Annotated in this window: 14 protein-coding genes; 10 read left to right on the top strand and 4 right to left on the bottom strand. The window is 65.3% G+C overall.

All coding sequences use genetic code 11. From position 1 onward, the window contains the following. Positions 1–20 precede the first annotated feature (20 nt). Complete coding sequence (gene proB / locus Q3A80_RS08920; protein WP_446328685.1) at positions 21–1,139, top strand: glutamate 5-kinase; 1,119 nt, start codon at positions 21–23, stop codon at positions 1,137–1,139. Positions 1,140–1,258: 119 nt separating this feature from the next. On the opposite strand, the gene Q3A80_RS08915 is transcribed toward proB, so the two are convergent. Together Q3A80_RS08915 and Q3A80_RS08910 are read right to left on the bottom strand one after the other, a co-directional pair. Continuing rightward, a complete protein-coding gene (locus Q3A80_RS08915; protein WP_446328684.1) occupies positions 1,259–1,867 on the bottom strand; it encodes a CNP1-like family protein in 609 nt (202 codons plus the stop codon). Positions 1,868–1,880: 13 nt separating this feature from the next. Beyond that, positions 1,881–2,528, bottom strand: a complete 648-nt coding sequence (locus tag Q3A80_RS08910; protein WP_446328683.1) for an RNA pyrophosphohydrolase — start codon at positions 2,526–2,528, stop codon at positions 1,881–1,883. A gap of 228 nt (positions 2,529–2,756) precedes the next feature. Here Q3A80_RS08910 and Q3A80_RS08905 point away from each other — a divergent pair, with 228 nt between their 5' ends. Then, complete coding sequence (locus Q3A80_RS08905) at positions 2,757–4,493, top strand: proline--tRNA ligase (protein ID WP_446328682.1); 1,737 nt, start codon at positions 2,757–2,759, stop codon at positions 4,491–4,493. A 21-nt stretch (positions 4,494–4,514) separates the two neighbouring features. Next, positions 4,515–5,123: a MarC family protein gene (locus tag Q3A80_RS08900; protein ID WP_040143346.1), complete on the top strand. Its 609-nt coding sequence runs from the start codon at positions 4,515–4,517 to the stop codon at positions 5,121–5,123. Between the two features lie 83 nt (positions 5,124–5,206). Here Q3A80_RS08900 and Q3A80_RS08895 read toward each other — a convergent pair whose 3' ends face one another. Both Q3A80_RS08895 and ffh read right to left on the bottom strand, forming a co-directional pair. After that, positions 5,207–5,758, bottom strand: a complete 552-nt coding sequence (locus tag Q3A80_RS08895; RefSeq protein ID WP_009688452.1) for a hypoxanthine-guanine phosphoribosyltransferase — start codon at positions 5,756–5,758, stop codon at positions 5,207–5,209. Positions 5,759–5,852: 94 nt separating this feature from the next. Then, the gene (gene ffh / locus Q3A80_RS08890; protein WP_040143347.1) at positions 5,853–7,220 is read right to left on the bottom strand and encodes a signal recognition particle protein; all 1,368 of its coding nucleotides are present in this window, start codon (positions 7,218–7,220) and stop codon (positions 5,853–5,855) included. Between the two features lie 89 nt (positions 7,221–7,309). Between ffh and Q3A80_RS08885 the strand changes: the two genes are divergently transcribed. The 7 genes from Q3A80_RS08885 (at position 7,310) to Q3A80_RS08855 (ending at position 15,254) form a co-directional block, all read left to right on the top strand. Then, positions 7,310–8,203 carry a cytochrome C assembly family protein gene (locus Q3A80_RS08885; RefSeq protein WP_446328681.1) on the top strand — a complete coding sequence of 298 codons (894 nt, stop codon included), beginning with the start codon at positions 7,310–7,312 and terminating at the stop codon, positions 8,201–8,203. 13 nt (positions 8,204–8,216) lie between these two features. Next, positions 8,217–8,534: a PP0621 family protein gene (locus Q3A80_RS08880; protein WP_446328680.1), complete on the top strand. Its 318-nt coding sequence runs from the start codon at positions 8,217–8,219 to the stop codon at positions 8,532–8,534. After that, the gene (gene ampD, locus Q3A80_RS08875) at positions 8,531–9,121 is read left to right on the top strand and encodes a 1,6-anhydro-N-acetylmuramyl-L-alanine amidase AmpD (RefSeq protein ID WP_446328679.1); all 591 of its coding nucleotides are present in this window, start codon (positions 8,531–8,533) and stop codon (positions 9,119–9,121) included. The genes Q3A80_RS08880 and ampD overlap by 4 nt, the downstream gene beginning before the upstream one ends. 455 nt (positions 9,122–9,576) lie before the next feature. Then, the gene (locus tag Q3A80_RS08870) at positions 9,577–12,576 is read left to right on the top strand and encodes a ribonucleoside-diphosphate reductase subunit alpha (protein WP_446328678.1); all 3,000 of its coding nucleotides are present in this window, start codon (positions 9,577–9,579) and stop codon (positions 12,574–12,576) included. Positions 12,577–12,939: 363 nt separating this feature from the next. Continuing rightward, on the top strand, positions 12,940–14,151 hold the full coding sequence (locus Q3A80_RS08865) for a ribonucleotide-diphosphate reductase subunit beta (protein ID WP_059500930.1): 1,212 nt from the start codon (positions 12,940–12,942) through the stop codon (positions 14,149–14,151). Between the two features lie 82 nt (positions 14,152–14,233). Next, complete coding sequence (locus Q3A80_RS08860) at positions 14,234–14,560, top strand: hypothetical protein (protein WP_446328677.1); 327 nt, start codon at positions 14,234–14,236, stop codon at positions 14,558–14,560. Positions 14,561–14,588: 28 nt separating this feature from the next. Beyond that, a complete protein-coding gene (locus Q3A80_RS08855; protein WP_446328676.1) occupies positions 14,589–15,254 on the top strand; it encodes a histone H1-like DNA-binding protein in 666 nt (221 codons plus the stop codon). Positions 15,255–15,468 lie beyond the last annotated feature (214 nt).

Raw genomic sequence — 15,468 nt, 5'->3', positions numbered from 1 at the left:
CAGACAGGAGACAGTGCAGGATGCGTTCGATCATCGCGGATTCGAAGCGATTGGTGGTGAAGGTGGGCTCCAGCCTCGTGACCAACGACGGCAAGGGGCTCGATCATGCTGCGATCGGCCGCTGGGCGGCCCAGATCGCCGCACTGCGCGCGCAGGGCAAGGAAGTCGTGCTCGTCAGTTCGGGCGCGATCGCGGAAGGGATGCAGCGGCTCGGCTGGAGCAAGCGTCCGCGTGAAATCGACGAGCTGCAGGCCGCCGCTGCGGTCGGCCAGATGGGCCTCGCGCAAGTCTACGAAAGCCGCTTCACCGAGCACGACATCCGCACCGCGCAGATCCTGCTCACGCACGCCGACCTGGCCGATCGCGAGCGCTATCTGAATGCGCGCTCGACGCTGCTCACGCTGCTGCGGCTCGGCGTCGTGCCGATCATCAACGAGAACGACACGGTCGTCACCGACGAAATCAAGTTCGGCGACAACGACACGCTCGGCGCGCTCGTCGCGAACCTGATCGAAGGCGACGCGCTGATCATCCTGACCGATCAGACGGGGCTGTTCACCGCCGATCCGCGCAAGGACCCGAACGCGACGCTCGTCGCGGAAGCGAGCGCGGGCGCGCCGGAGCTCGAGGCGATGGCGGGCGGCGCAGGCTCGAGCCTCGGCCGCGGCGGGATGCTGACGAAGATCCTCGCGGCGAAGCGCGCGGCGCACAGCGGCGCGAACACCGTGATCGCGAGCGGCCGCGAAGCCGACGTGCTGGTGCGGCTGGCGGCGGGCGAGGCGATCGGCACGCAGCTGATCGCACGCACCGCGCGAATGGCCGCGCGCAAGCAGTGGATGGCCGATCACCTGCAGGTGCGCGGGCACGTCGTGATCGATGCGGGCGCGGTCGAGAAGCTGACGGCCGGCGGCAAGAGCCTGCTGCCGATCGGCGTGACCGGCGTGCAGGGCGCATTCGCGCGCGGCGAGGTGATCGCCTGCGTCGGCCCGGACGGGCGCGAAGTGGCGCGCGGCCTCACGAACTACAGCAGCGCGGAGACGAAGCTGATCCAGCGCAAGCCGAGCGGCGAGATCGAGACGGTGCTCGGCTACATGCTGGAACCGGAGCTGATTCACCGCGACAACCTCGTGCTGGTGTGATCGGCCCGCGCGGCGTACGGCGCGCGGCGCGCAGTCAGCCGCCGAGACACGACGAAAAAGCCCGCGTAGCGCGGGCTTTTTCATTGCTGGCGGGGAAATGACACCCCGCGTTGTGCCTCTCAGCGCAGCTGACTCATCGCCGTGCGATGGAACTTGATGTTCTCGAGAATCTGCGCGGTCGTGCCCTGCGGCATCTTGTTCGCGCAGAAGTAGTCCTGATACAGCGCCGAGTGGTACGCGTTCAGCTCGCCGTTCTCGATGCGCCGCCAGTCGTTCTCGACCGTGCGGTCCCAGCCGTCGTGATCGGCGTTCAGGCCTGCATACTGGCGCCATTCGTAGGTGTCGCAGCGGATGCCTTCGTAGATCACGTTGCGTGCGCCGGCCGGGCTCGTGATGACGACTGCGTAGCGCACGACGCCGTCGGTGCCGACCGCGAGCGATTTCGCATCGACGAAGAACTTGAGCGGCGTGTTCTGCGACACGTTGAACGGCAGCAGGTCGGCCGCTTGCGGCAGCGGCGGCAGCGTGTCGACCGGGTTTTCCTTCCAGTTGCCCTGGCGGTCCAGCAGATAGACGAACTCGCTGTCATCCTTGTTGGTCGGCGTCTTCGAATTCGCGCAACCGGCCAGCGTGGCCACTGCGACGACCGATGCGAGCGCGAGAGCAATCGCTTTCAATATGCATTCCTCGTAAAAAAAGGGCGCGACACCAAGGTCGCGCCCGGTCATGCAGTCCGACTCGTCATTTGCCGACGATCACGCGAGGCGGCATCTCGTCGAGCGTGCTCGCCTCCACTTCGATCTCGGAACAGACCACCGATGTGTCGACAATCGTCAGCGTCTGCTGGGCCTGCGCGCCGATCACGCGCGGATAGCGCGACGGACGCGGCCCACGCGGCTTTTCGGCTCGCTGCGCCGGGCGGCGCAGGAAGCGCGACAGTTCCGTCAGCGCCAACTGATAGACATCCCGCTTGAACTCGATCACTGCATCGAGCGGCACCCAATACTCGTTCCAGCGCCACGCATCGAACTCCGGGTGATCGGTCGCGCGCAAGCAAATGTCGCAATCGCGTCCGACCATCCGCAGAAGGAACCAGATCTGCTTCTGGCCGCGGTAATGGCCGCGTACTTCGCGTTTGATGAACTTGTCAGGCACCTCGTAACGCAACCAGTCGCGAGTGCGGCCGATTATCTTGACGTGTTCCGGGTGCAGGCCGGTTTCCTCGTGCAGCTCCCGGTACATCGCCTGCATGGGGGTCTCGCCGTACTTGATCCCACCTTGAGGAAACTGCCAGGAATGCTCGCGGAGCCGCTTGCCCCAAAACACCTCGTTGCGCGCGTTCAAGAGGATGATGCCGACGTTCGGGCGAAAGCCTTCACGATCCAGCATACAACCACCTTCGAATCCTTTAAAATTGCTTTGATTATAAACAGATAACGGGCGCTGCGCACCGTGACGGAGCGAATCCGCGCGGGGTGCACCGGCTGAATTGTCCCTGATTTGTCTGCTACGTCATCTGCGCCATCGTCGTCGCTTGTTGTTCGTCGCGCGCAGCTTTTTCACCTTGAAACTTTTTCGGGCGCCCCGCCTTGGGGCGCCGTATTTGGAACCGTCCGCATGAAAGCTTCCCGTTTCTTTATCGGCACCCTCAAAGAAGCACCGGCCGACGCAGAGATCGTCAGCCACAAGCTGATGGTGCGCGCCGGCATGATCCGTCGTGTCGCCGGCGGCATCTACAACTACCTGCCGGTCGGCCTGCGCTCGATTCGCAAGGTCGAGGCGATCGTGCGTGAGGAAATGAATCGGGCAGGCGCCATCGAGCTGCTGATGCCGGCCGTGCAGCCGGCCGAGCTGTGGCAGGAATCGGGCCGCTGGGAACAGTACGGTCCCGAGCTGCTGCGCTTCAAGGACCGCAAGGACAACGACTTCGTGATCGGGCCGACGCACGAGGAAGTCGTCACCGACATCGCGCGCAACCAGATCAAGAGCTACCGGCAGATGCCGGTGAACTTCTACCAGATCCAGACGAAGTTCCGCGACGAAATTCGGCCGCGCTTCGGCGTGATGCGCGGCCGCGAATTCATCATGAAGGACGCATATTCGTTCGACAAGGATGCGGCCGGCCTGAACGAGTCGTATCGCAAGATGTACGATGCGTACGTGCGCATCTTCACGCGCCTCGGCCTCGAGTTCCGCGCGGTCGCGGCCGACAGCGGCTCGATCGGCGGCAACTTCTCGCACGAGTTCCACGTGATCGCTGATACGGGCGAGGACGCGATCGCCTACTGCCCGACGTCCGATTTCGCGGCGAACATCGAAGCGGCCGAAGCGCTGCCGCTGATCGCCGAACGCGCGGCGCCGGCCGAAGCGATGGAGAAGGTCGCGACGCCCGGCAAGGCGAAGTGCGAGGCCGTCGCCGAACTGCTGGCGATCCCGCTCGAGCGCACGATCAAGTCGATCGTGCTGGCCACCGAGAACGAAGGCGCCGAGCCGACCATCTGGCTCGTGATGCTGCGCGGCGACCACGACCTGAACGAGATCAAGGTATCGAAGCTGCCGGGGCTGAAGAACCACCGCTTCGCGACCGAGCAGGAAATCGTCGAGTGGTTCGGCACGCCGCCGGGCTATCTCGGCCCGGTCGGCACGAAGAAGCCGGTCAAGGTGATCGCCGATCGCACGGTCGCGAACATGAGCGACTTCGTCGTCGGCGCGAACGAGGTCGACTATCACATCGCGGGCGTGAACTGGGGCCGCGACCTGCCGGAGCCGGAAGTCGCCGACGTGCGCAACGTGAAGAAGGGCGATCCGTCGCCGGACGGCAAGGGCGTGATCGACATCTGCCGCGGCATCGAGGTCGGCCACGTGTTCCAGCTCGGCACCAAGTATTCGGAAGCGATGGGCGCGACGTTCCTCGACGAGTCGGGCAAGCCGCAGCCGATGCTGATGGGCTGCTACGGCGTCGGCGTCACGCGCATTCTCGGCGCGGCGATCGAACAGAACTTCGACGAGCGCGGCATCATCTGGCCGGAGTCGATTGCACCGTTCGAGGTCGTGCTGTGCCCGATGGGCTATGACCGCAGCGACATGGTCCGTGAAGCCGCCGACAAGCTGTACGCGGAACTGAGCGCCGCCGGCATCGACGTGATTCTCGACGATCGCGGCGAGCGCCCGGGCGTGATGTTCGCCGACTGGGAACTGATCGGCGTGCCGCACCGTCTGGTGATCGGCGAGCGCGGCCTGAAGGAAGGCAAGATCGAGTACCAGGGCCGCCGCGATGCGGAAGCGACGCTGCTGCCGGCCGACGCGGCCGCGGCGACGGTGACGGAGAAGATCCGCGCCGCGCTCGCGCGCTAAGCACCGCAACCGGGGGACACGGTGGAATACACCTTCCTGTCGGCCACCGTGCTCCTCGTGCTGATCACGGATCCGCTGGGCAACATCCCGCTGTTCATCACGGCGATGCGGGATGTGCCGCGCGAGCGCCGCGTGAAGCTGATCCTGCGTGAAGTGGGGATCGCGTTCGTGATCCTGCTGTTCTTCATGGTGGTCGGCGACCGCTTCCTGCGGATGATGAGCCTCACCGACCTGTCGCTGCGGCTCGGCGGCGGGATCGTGCTGTTCCTGATCGCGCTGCGGATGATCTTCCCGCACCCGGACGGCGCGCTCGGCAGCGATCCGCGCGCGGGCGGCGAACCGTTCATCGTGCCGCTCGCGATTCCCGCGCTCGCGGGGCCGTCCGCGCTCGCGACGGTGATGCTGCTGACGTCGCAGGCGCCGGGCAAGATGTTCGAGTGGGTCGGCGCGCTGACGGTCACGATGATCGTCTGCGCGATCACGCTGGTGCTCGCCGAAAGGATTCAGGCGTGGCTCGGCGAGCGTACCGTCGCCGCGTTCGAGCGGCTGATGGGCCTCGTGCTCGTCGCGATCTCGGTCGAGATGCTGCTGGCGGGCATTCGCGCGTTCGTGCACCAGTTGCAGCCGTAGCGCGGGCGGTGCGGCGGGCCGACGAAAAAAAGCGGCGCTCCGGGAAACCGGCGCGCCGCTTTTCTATGGAGCGGGCAGGGCGGTCAGACGTTCGCGGTCAGCGCGCGAATCGTCGGCAGGTTGCGCCAGTAGCCCTTGGCATCCATCCCGCAGCCGAACACGTAGCGGTCCGGCACCGAGAAGCCGCAGAAGTCGGGGTGCAGCGGCTTCGCCTTCGCGAGCGTCTTCTCGCACAGCACGGCGGACATGAAGCGCTTCGCGCCCATGTCGAGGATGCGATCGCGGATCGCGGCCATCGTCTCGCCTTCGTCGAGGATGTCGTCGAGCACGAGCACGATGCGGTCCTTCACCGATTCGCGCGGCGCGACGCGCCAGTGCATTTCCGGGCTGCCCTGCGTCGTGTTGCGGTAGCGGGTCAGGTGGATGTAGTCGAATTCCAGCGGGAAATCGAGATGCGGCAGCAGCATCCCGGTAAACACCGCGGCGCCACCCATCACCGAGAGAACGAGCGGGAACGCGTCGCCGATCTCGGCGCGGATCGCGTCGGCCATCCGGGCGATCGATGCGTTGACGGCATCGGCCGAGACGATCTCTTCGGAGTGGTCGAAAATGTGGAGGGCTTCTTCGCGGTTCATGTGTTCTGGCGAGCAGTCGGTATACAAATAAGGATGAAGCAGAACGGGCGGCGCGCGCTACGGCAAAAACCCGCGCGCCGGCCCGCGGGCGGAATCAGCGCATGCCGGGCATCATGCCCTTCAGGCCGCGCATCATCTTCTGCATGTTGCCGCCCTTCAGCTTCTTCATCATCGTACGCATCTGATCGTACTGGTTGAGCATCCGGTTGACTTCCTGCACCGGCACGCCCGCGCCGGCTGCGATGCGGCGCTTGCGCGTCGCCTTGATGATCTCGGGTTTCGCGCGCTCGGCGGGCGTCATCGAGCTGATGATCCCTTCCATCCGGCGGATCGACTTCTCGGCCTGGCTCATGTCGGCGCCGGCCGCCGCCTGCTGGAACTGCGCGGGGAGTTTGTCCATCAGCGACGACAGGCCGCCCATGTTCTTCATCTGCGAGATCTGCGCGCGGAAATCGTTCAGGTCGAAGTCGCCGCCTTTCTTCACCTTGTCGGCGAGCTTCTGCGCGGCCTGCACGTCGACGCCGCGCTGCGCTTCCTCGACGAGCGCGAGGATGTCGCCCATGCCGAGGATCCGGTTCGCCATCCGGTCCGGGTGGAACACCTCGAGGCCGTCGAGCTTTTCGGCGACGCCGACGAACTTGATCGGCTTGCCCGTGATGTGGCGCACCGACAGCGCGGCGCCGCCGCGCGAGTCGCCGTCGAGCTTGGTCAGCACCACGCCGGTGAGCGGCAGCGTGTCGTTGAACGCCTTCGCGGTGTTGACCGCGTCCTGGCCGAGCATCGCGTCGACGACGAACAGCGTTTCGGCCGGCTTCAGCGCGCCGTGCAGCGCGGCGATTTCCTGCATCATCGCTTCGTCGATACCGAGGCGGCCGGCCGTGTCGACGATCAGCACGTCATGGTAGTGGCGCTTCGCCCAGTCGACGGCCGCGAGCGCGATGTCGACGGGCTTCTGGTCCGGCGTCGACGGGAAGAAGTCGGCGCCGACCTGTTCGCTCACCGTTTTCAGCTGCATGATCGCGGCCGGGCGATACACGTCGCACGACACCGTCAGCACCTTCTTCTTGTACTTCTCGCGCAGCAGCTTCGCGAGCTTGCCGGCGGTCGTGGTCTTGCCGGCGCCCTGCAGGCCGGCCATCAGGATCACGGCGGGCGGCGTGACCGCGAGATTCAGCTCGGCGGCCTTGCCTTCGTAGTCGCCGCCGATCACGGCGGTCAGTTCCTTCTGGACCACGCCGACGAGCGCCTGGCCCGGCGACAGGCTGCTGATCACTTCCTCGCCGAGCGCCTTTTCCTTGACCTTGGCGATGAATTCGCGGACGACGGGCAGCGCGACGTCGGCCTCCAGCAGCGCGAGACGCACCTCGCGGAGCATCTCCTGGGTGTTCGCCTCGGTGAGCCGGGCCTCGCCGCGCAGCGTCTTGACGACGCGCGCCATCCGTTGAGTGAGATTGTCGAGCATGGGGAGCGATGGACAGTGGGGCCCGAAGGCGCAACGGAACCGAACAAAGGGAGCCGTCGCGGGAAGGGGGCCTAGTGTAAACTTCGAACATGGATATTGTACTGTATGCCCTCACCGCATTCCTGTACGGCGGCCTCGCCGTCGCAGGCTGGCGCACGCACCGCCAGGGCGCGACGCCGCTCGTCGCGAGCGTGCCGGCCGTGCCGGTTCCTGCGTCCGCCGCATCGGGGATGAGCGGGGCCGGCCGGGCGCTGCTGTTCGCGGCGCTCGTCGCGCACGGCGTGCTGCTGCACATGACGATCTTTCCGCACGACGCGATGGTGTTTGGCTTCGCGTTCGCGCTGTCCGCGATGTTCTGGCTCGGCGCCGGCATCTACTGGATCGAGAGCTTCTTCTTCCCGCTCGACAGCCTGCGGCTGCTCGTGCTGCCGCTCGCGTGCGGCGCGTCGCTGCTGCCGCTCGTGTTCGGCGGCGTGCGGGTGCTGCCTTATGCCGCAGCGCCGCTGTTCAAGCTGCACTTCCTGATCGCGAACATCGCGTACGGCCTCTTTGCGATCGCGGCGCTGCACGCGGTGCTGATGCTGATGGTCGAGCGGCGCCTGCAGTCGCTCAGAAGCGGCGGGCGCGACGGCTCGACCGGCTGGATCGCGAGCTGGCTCGAAACGCTGCCGCCGCTGCTCACGCTCGAGAAGCTGCTGTTCCGGCTGATCGGCGCCGGCTTCGTGCTGCTCACGCTCACGCTCGCGTCGGGCATCCTGTTCAGCGAGCAGGTCGATGCGCGCGCGCTGCGGCTCGACCACAAGACCGTGTTCGCGGTGCTGTCGTGGCTGATGTTCGGCGGCCTGCTGGTCGCTCGCAAGACGTCGGGCTGGCGCGGGCGCGGCGCCGCGCGATGGGTGCTCGTGTCGTTTGCCGCGCTGCTGCTCGCGTATGTCGGCAGCCGGTTCGTTTTCGAGGTGCTGCTGCACCGCTCCGTCGTTTGAACGCAGGTTTCCGATGCGACAGATTCTTCTCCTGATTCTTCTCTTCTTCGCGGGCTCGTGGCTCGCGCGCAAGCTGCGCCAGGCGCAGGAGCACGCGCAGGCGCGCACCGGCCGCGCGGGCGGTGACGACGGCGCGCCCGGTCACGGCGGCGCCGGTGCGGCGCGCGCGAACGGCGATGCACGCTCGCTGCCCGAACCGATGGTGCGCTGCGCCGAATGCGGCGTGCATGCGCCGAAGGGCGACGCCATCGCCGCGGGCGGCGACTACTTCTGCAGCACCGAGCACGCGCAGCGTCACGGCGCCCGCGCGAGCGGCCACGACGCGCGATGAGCGACGCCGCGCTGCTGTCGGTCGACGCACACGGCTGGGTGCGCGACGCGCGCCACGCGCCGTCGCCGAATTTCGAGGCGCGGCCCGCGGGTGCGGTGCCGACGCTCGTCGTCGTCCACAACATCAGCCTGCCGCCCGGCGAGTTCGGCGGCGACGCGATCGAGGCGCTGTTCCTGAATCGGCTCGACTGCGATGCGCACCCCTATTACCAGAGCCATCTGCGCGGCGTGCGCGTGTCCGCGCACTTCCTGATCCGTCGCGACGGCGAACTCGTGCAGTTCGTGTCGTGCGACGAACGCGCGTGGCACGCGGGCGCGTCCGAGTTCTTCGGCCGGCCGCGCTGCAACGACTTCTCGATCGGCATCGAGCTCGAAGGCGCGGACGACGTGCCGTTCGACGCCGCGCAGTACGCGACGCTCGGCGTGCTCGCGCGCACGCTCGCCGCGCACTACCCGATCGATGCTGTGGCCGGTCATTCCGACGTCGCGCCGGGCCGCAAGACCGACCCCGGCCCGCACTTCGATTGGCAACGCTTCGCACGCGATGCCGGCTTTTCGGCCGAATACTTTCCTTTCCGGCAGCACTGAGCGCAGGGTTTTTTGAGCGGGGAAAGTTTTTTCTCCGACCAATGCCTTGTCGTATCTGCGCGCGAGCGATGTCAAGACCTCCATCGCAAATTATCCGTTTTGACCTCGTCCGAATGTCCACTATACTTGGTGCCAGTTGAGTAGTTCTGTACTAGATATAGTGTGTGTCGCAGGGAAAACCCGAGCGGCACCGGCCGGCGGCCAACGCCGGCGGACAGGGTTCTCAGGGCGGCGCGCCAGGCCGGGCGGTCCGGGCGTCGCGATCAAGCGCAGCGAACTTCGACGGGGCGGGGTATACATGACGAAGCACACGACCGGACCGGTTGTTGTCGCGCATCGGCCGGCCCGGCCTCCCCGACGCATCGCTCGCCTCTTACCGCTCGCGCACCGCATCGCGCAGCGTTCGTTTTAATCCGCGGTTCTCTCCGCACCATCCAACACCAGGAGCTTTGCACATGCAAACCACCGACAACGCGACGTCCCAGTACGAGAGCGCCTCGAGCCGTCCGCTCGGCGGGACCGAACAGGGCGCGCAGGCGCTCGCGCCGCAGGCCACGTTCGCCGACTACAAGGTGATCCGCCGCAACGGCAGCGTGGTGTCGTTCGAGCCTTCGAAGATCGCGATTGCGGTGACCAAGGCTTTCCTGGCCGTCAACGGCGGGCAGGGCGCGGCATCGGCGCGCGTACGCGAACTCGTCGAGCAGCTGACGCACAACGTCGTGCGCGCGCTCGTGCGCAGCCGCCCGAACGGCGGTACGTTCCATATCGAAGACATCCAGGACCAGGTCGAACTCGCGCTGATGCGCGGCGGCGAGCACAACGTCGCGCGTGCGTACGTGCTGTATCGCGAGAAGCGCCACCTCGAGCGCCAGCATGCGGGCGAGGAAGCGGCGGCAGCGGGCGCCGAGTCGAGCACCGGCATCAACGTCGTCGACAACGGCGTCACGCGCCCGCTCGACATGAATGCGCTGCGCGCGCTGATCGTGTCCGCATGCGACGGCCTCGGCGCTGCGGTTAACCCTGACCCGATCGTCGCGGAAACGGTGAAGAACCTGTACGACGGCGTGCCGATGAGCCAGGTCTACGACTCGGCGATCCTCGCTGCGCGCACGATGATCGAGAAGGATCCGGCGTACAGCCAGGTCACGGCGCGCATCCTGCTGCACACGATCCGCCGCGAGATCCTCGGCGAGGAAGTCGTGCAGGCCGAGATGTCGGCGCGCTACGCGGAATACTTCCCGCAGTTCCTGAAGCGCGGCGTCGACGCCGGCCTGCTCGACGACAAGCTGCTGCAGTTCGACCTGAAGCGTCTCGGCGAAGCGCTCGACGCGAACCGCGACCTGCAGTTCGGCTACCTCGGCCTGCAGACGCTGTACGACCGCTACTTCCTGCACGTCGACGGCACGCGCATCGAAATGCCGCAGGCATTCTTCATGCGCGTCGCGATGGGCCTGTCGCTGAACGAGATCGACCGCGAAACGCGCGCGATCGAGTTCTACAACGTGCTGTCGAGCTTCGACTTCATGAGCTCGACGCCGACGCTGTTCAACTCGGGCACGCACCGCTCGCAGCTGTCGTCGTGCTACCTGACGACGGTCGCGGACGACCTCGACGGCATCTATGAAGCGCTGAAGGAAAACGCGCTGCTGTCGAAGTTCGCCGGCGGCCTCGGCAACGACTGGACGCGCGTGCGTGCGCTCGGCTCGCATATCAAGGGCACGAACGGCAAGTCGCAAGGCGTGGTGCCGTTCCTGAAGGTCGTGAACGACACGGCGGTCGCGGTCAACCAGGGCGGCAAGCGCAAGGGCGCGGTGTGCGCGTACCTCGAATCGTGGCACCTCGACATCGAGGAATTCCTCGAGCTGCGCAAGAACACCGGCGACGACCGCCGCCGTACGCACGACATGAACACGGCGAACTGGATTCCCGACCTGTTCATGAAGCGCGTGATGGAGGGCGGCGAATGGACGCTGTTCTCGCCGTCGACCTGCCCGGACCTGCACGACAAGTTCGGCGCGGAGTTCGAGGCGGCTTACACGGCTTACGAAGACAAGGTCGCGCGCGGCGAGATCAAGCTGTTCAAGAAGATCCCGGCGCAGCAGCTCTGGCGCAAGATGCTCGGCATGCTGTTCGAGACGGGCCACCCGTGGATCACGTTCAAGGATCCGTGCAACGTGCGCTCGCCGCAGCAGCACGTCGGCGTCGTCCACTCGTCGAACCTGTGCACGGAAATCACGCTGAACACGAGCGACACCGAAATCGCGGTGTGCAACCTGGGTTCGGTGAACCTCGTCGCCCACCTGGTGAAGCAGGCCGACGGCAGCTACGCGCTCGACCACGACAAGCTGAAGCGCACGATCAGCGTCGCGATGCGCATGCTCGACAACGTGATCGACATCAACTACTACGCGGTGCCGAAGGCGCGTAACTCGAACCTGAAGCACCGTCCGGTCGGCATGGGCATCATGGGCTTCCAGGACTGCCTGCACCTGCTGCGCACGCCGTACGCGTCGGAAGCGGCGGTCGAGTTCGCCGATCGTTCGATGGAAGCGGTCTGCTACTACGCGTACTACGCGTCGACCGAGCTGGCCGAGGAACGCGGCCGCTACTCGAGCTACCGCGGCTCGCTGTGGGATCGCGGCATCCTCCCGCAGGACACGCTGAAGCTGCTGGCGGAAGCGCGCGGCGGCTACGTCGAGGTCGACACGTCGGAGTCGCTCGACTGGACGACGCTGCGTGCGCGGATCGCCGCACACGGCATGCGCAACTCGAACTGCGTCGCGATCGCGCCGACGGCGACGATCTCGAACATCATCGGCGTGTCGGCGTGCATCGAGCCGACCTTCCAGAACCTGTACGTGAAGTCGAACCTGTCCGGCGAATTCACAGTGGTTAACGAGTACCTCGTGCGCGACCTGAAGGAACGCGGCCTGTGGGACGAAGTGATGGTCGCCGACCTGAAGTACTTCGACGGCATGCTGTCGCGCATCGACCGCATCCCGGCCGACCTGCGCGCGATCTACGCGACCGCGTTCGAAGTCGACCCGACGTGGCTCGTCGAAGCGGCATCGCGTCGCCAGAAGTGGATCGACCAGGCGCAGTCGCTGAACATCTACATGGGCGGCGCGTCGGGCAAGAAGCTCGACGAGGTCTACAAGCTCGCATGGCTGCGCGGCCTGAAGACGACCTACTACCTCCGCACGATGGCGGCAACGCACGTCGAGAAGTCGACGGTCGCGCACGGTGCGCTGAACGCGGTGCCGACGGGCGGTGCGGGCGGCTCGGGCAGCGGCGGCGCGCAAGGCGCGGCAGGCGGCTTCAGTGCGGCGGGCGGCGATGCATCGTCGGGCGCGGTCAGTGCGGCCGCGGCACTCGCGCCGGTCGAAGCGGACGGTCCGGTGTGCACGATGCGTCCGGGCGATCCGGGCTTCGACGAATGCGAAGCGTGCCAGTAACGCAGCGCGCATGACCTGAAGAAGGTTCGGGCGGCGCGCACGGCAACCGATCGAGGTTGAAGTGTGCGCCGCTCTCTACTAAAAAAATGATAAGGAATCTGTAACGCGACACCTGCGTTGCAGGCAGTGACAAGCGATCGAAACATCCCCGACGACGTCGCGTTTCGATCAGCGTTCGATGCGTCGAGCGCACCTCGCGATACACGCGCGACACACGTCGCGCTCTGCATGAACGACGATGCGTTGCTCAAAGTGTTGTATCGAGGTCGCAACGCGAATCGAAAAAAGGATTTTTCGTGAGCGAACCCTTTTATCGCTCAGGAAAAGATGGTACAAACCGTTCTAAATTGATGGTGAGAATTTATGCTCAACTGGGATGACGAGAAGACTGCCGTAACCCCCGCGAGCGGAGCGCAGCAAAACGCGATGCGCACCTCCGCAGGGATGGCTGTCGGAATGCAGGCTGCAACGCCTGCCGCCCATCAGGTCCGTGACATCTTCGAAGGCGATCTCGCGGTGCCGCCGCAAGCATCGGCTGTTCCCGCTGGCGGTTCGGAAGCGCGGGTCAACGTTGCGGACAAGCGCATCATCAACGGCCAGACTGACGTCAATCAGCTGGTGCCGTTCAAGTACAAGTGGGCGTGGGAAAAGTATCTGGCCGGTTGCGCGAACCACTGGATGCCGCAGGAAATCAACATGTCCCGCGACATCGCTCTGTGGAAGGACCCGAACGGTCTGACCGAGGACGAGCGCCGCATCGTCAAGCGCAACCTCGGCTTCTTCGTGACGGCCGATTCGCTCGCCGCGAACAACATCGTGCTCGGCACGTACCGCCACATCACGGCGCCGGAGTGCCGGCAGTTCCTGCTGCGCCAGGCATTCGAAGAGGCGATCCACACGCACGCGTATCAATACATCGTCGAATCGCTCGGTCTCGACGAAGGCGAGATCTTCAACGCGTACCACGAGGTACCGTCGATCCGCGCGAAAGACGAATTCCTGATCCCGTTCATCCATACGCTGACGGACCCGGCCTTCAAGACCGGCACGCTCGAAGCGGATCAGAAGCTGCTGAAGTCGCTGATCGTGTTCGCCTGCATCATGGAAGGCCTGTTCTTCTATGTCGGGTTCACGCAGATCCTCGCGCTCGGCCGCCAGAACAAGATGACGGGTGCTGCAGAGCAATATCAGTACATCCTGCGCGACGAGTCGATGCACTGCAATTTCGGCATCGACCTGATCAACCAGATCAAGCTCGAGAACCCGCATCTCTGGACCGCGGAATTCCGCGCGGAGATCCGCGAGCTGTTCAAGCAGGCTGTCGAACTCGAATACCGCTACGCCGAGGACACGATGCCGCGCGGCGTGCTGGGTCTGAACGCGTCGATGTTCAAGAGCTATCTGCGCTTCATCAGCAACCGCCGTTGCCAGCAGATCGGCCTCGATCCGCTGTTCCCGAACGAGGAAAACCCGTTCCCGTGGATGAGCGAGATGATCGACCTGAAGAAGGAGCGCAACTTCTTCGAGACGCGAGTGATCGAGTATCAGACGGGCGGCGCGCTGTCCTGGGAATAACCCGCAGCAGCGAACCCGTCACATGATGGAGCAGCCGGCGGCCTCTCGGCCCCGGCCCAAGGTTTAGGAGCAAGAACGCCTGATGCAAAGCATGCCCGGTGCCTTAACGGCCCAACGACATGATCGGCACTTTGCGAACCCTTCAGTGGGATGGGCAAACTTCCCTCCGGAAAAAGCGGGCGGCCGTGTGGCGGTCCGCTTGATCAAGCGATTAGGGGTAGCGGCGCGAGGTGCGCCGGCTACCGACTTGATTTGGCGCGCGAGGCCATGGGGTCACGCGCGCCATACCGTATTCATTAGCGTAAGCGCGCGGTATCCGCGTACGCCGATGAATAGCCCGCTTCGAAGCGCACGTGCTGAACAGCGTCCGCGGGAAGCGGGTTTTGACGAAGGGTGTAGTTTGAACTGACTCTCATCTGAACCTGAAGGAGAACAACATGGCTACTGCCAAGAAAAAACCGGCTGCTAAGAAGGTCGCTGCCAAGAAGACCGTTGCGAAGAAGGCTGCTCCGGCGAAGAAGGCCGCTGCAGTGAAGAAGGTTGCTGCGAAGAAGGTCGCGGTGAAGAAGGTCGCCGCGAAGAAGGCAGCACCGGCGAAGAAGGCTGCTGCGAAGAAGGTCGCGGCAAAGAAGGTCGCAACGAAGAAGGTTGCAGCGAAGAAGGTTGCTGCAAAGAAGGCGGCACCGGCGAAGAAGGCCGCAGCGAAGAAGGTTGCAGCCAAGAAGGTCGCAACGAAGAAGGTTGCTGCCAAGAAGGCCGCACCGGCGAAGAAGGCTGCTGCGAAGAAGGCCGCACCGGCGAAGAAGGCTGCAGCCAAGAAGGCCGCGCCTGCGAAGAAGGCTGCAGCGAAGAAGGCCGCGCCTGCGAAGAAGGCTGCAGCGAAGAAGGCTGCGCCTGCCAAGAAGGCCGCCCCTGCGAAGAAGGCTGCTGCACCGAAGGCTGCCGCCCCGGCGAAGAAGGCTGCTGCTCCGAAGAAGGCCGTCGTGAAGAAGGCTGCACCGGCAACCACCGCGTCGACCGCATCGGTTGCGCCGGCATCGGGCGTGAAGACCGCGCTTAACCCGGCAGCAGCATGGCCGTTCCCGACCGGCAGCCGTCCGTAATCGCGGCTGACCAGTACCACCCGGACACTCACGTGGTGTCCGCGGGTTGAGTAGCGCTACTCAATCGATCCCGCCATCTGGCTCAGGTGGCGGGATTTTTTTTGTCCGCATGCGTCGCTGCGCGGCCCGGTGGCCAGGCGCGGACGAAAAAAAACGCATGTGCAGCTGCGCACATGCGTTCGATCGCGGCTTGCGCCGCGTGCTGAGGATGCTC

It is taken from the genome of Burkholderia sp. SR8 (assembly GCF_052851275.1).
This window is presented reverse-complemented; position numbering and strand designations above follow the sequence as displayed.

Bases quoted from the DNA above. Each gene is read 5' to 3' on its own strand.
- proB (WP_446328685.1), top strand. From the start codon at position 21: ATGCGTTCGATCATCGCGGATTCGAAGCGATTGGTGGTGAAGGTGGGC.
- Q3A80_RS08915 (WP_446328684.1), bottom strand. From the start codon at position 1,867: ATGACCGGGCGCGACCTTGGTGTCGCGCCCTTTTTTTACGAGGAATGC.
- Q3A80_RS08910 (WP_446328683.1), bottom strand. From the start codon at position 2,528: ATGCTGGATCGTGAAGGCTTTCGCCCGAACGTCGGCATCATCCTCTTG.
- Q3A80_RS08905 (WP_446328682.1), top strand. From the start codon at position 2,757: ATGAAAGCTTCCCGTTTCTTTATCGGCACCCTCAAAGAAGCACCGGCC.
- Q3A80_RS08895 (WP_009688452.1), bottom strand. From the start codon at position 5,758: ATGAACCGCGAAGAAGCCCTCCACATTTTCGACCACTCCGAAGAGATC.
- ffh (WP_040143347.1), bottom strand. From the start codon at position 7,220: ATGCTCGACAATCTCACTCAACGGATGGCGCGCGTCGTCAAGACGCTG.
- Q3A80_RS08885 (WP_446328681.1), top strand. From the start codon at position 7,310: ATGGATATTGTACTGTATGCCCTCACCGCATTCCTGTACGGCGGCCTC.
- Q3A80_RS08880 (WP_446328680.1), top strand. From the start codon at position 8,217: ATGCGACAGATTCTTCTCCTGATTCTTCTCTTCTTCGCGGGCTCGTGG.
- ampD (WP_446328679.1), top strand. From the start codon at position 8,531: ATGAGCGACGCCGCGCTGCTGTCGGTCGACGCACACGGCTGGGTGCGC.
- Q3A80_RS08870 (WP_446328678.1), top strand. From the start codon at position 9,577: ATGCAAACCACCGACAACGCGACGTCCCAGTACGAGAGCGCCTCGAGC.
- Q3A80_RS08865 (WP_059500930.1), top strand. From the start codon at position 12,940: ATGCTCAACTGGGATGACGAGAAGACTGCCGTAACCCCCGCGAGCGGA.
- Q3A80_RS08860 (WP_446328677.1), top strand. From the start codon at position 14,234: ATGCAAAGCATGCCCGGTGCCTTAACGGCCCAACGACATGATCGGCAC.
- Q3A80_RS08855 (WP_446328676.1), top strand. From the start codon at position 14,589: ATGGCTACTGCCAAGAAAAAACCGGCTGCTAAGAAGGTCGCTGCCAAG.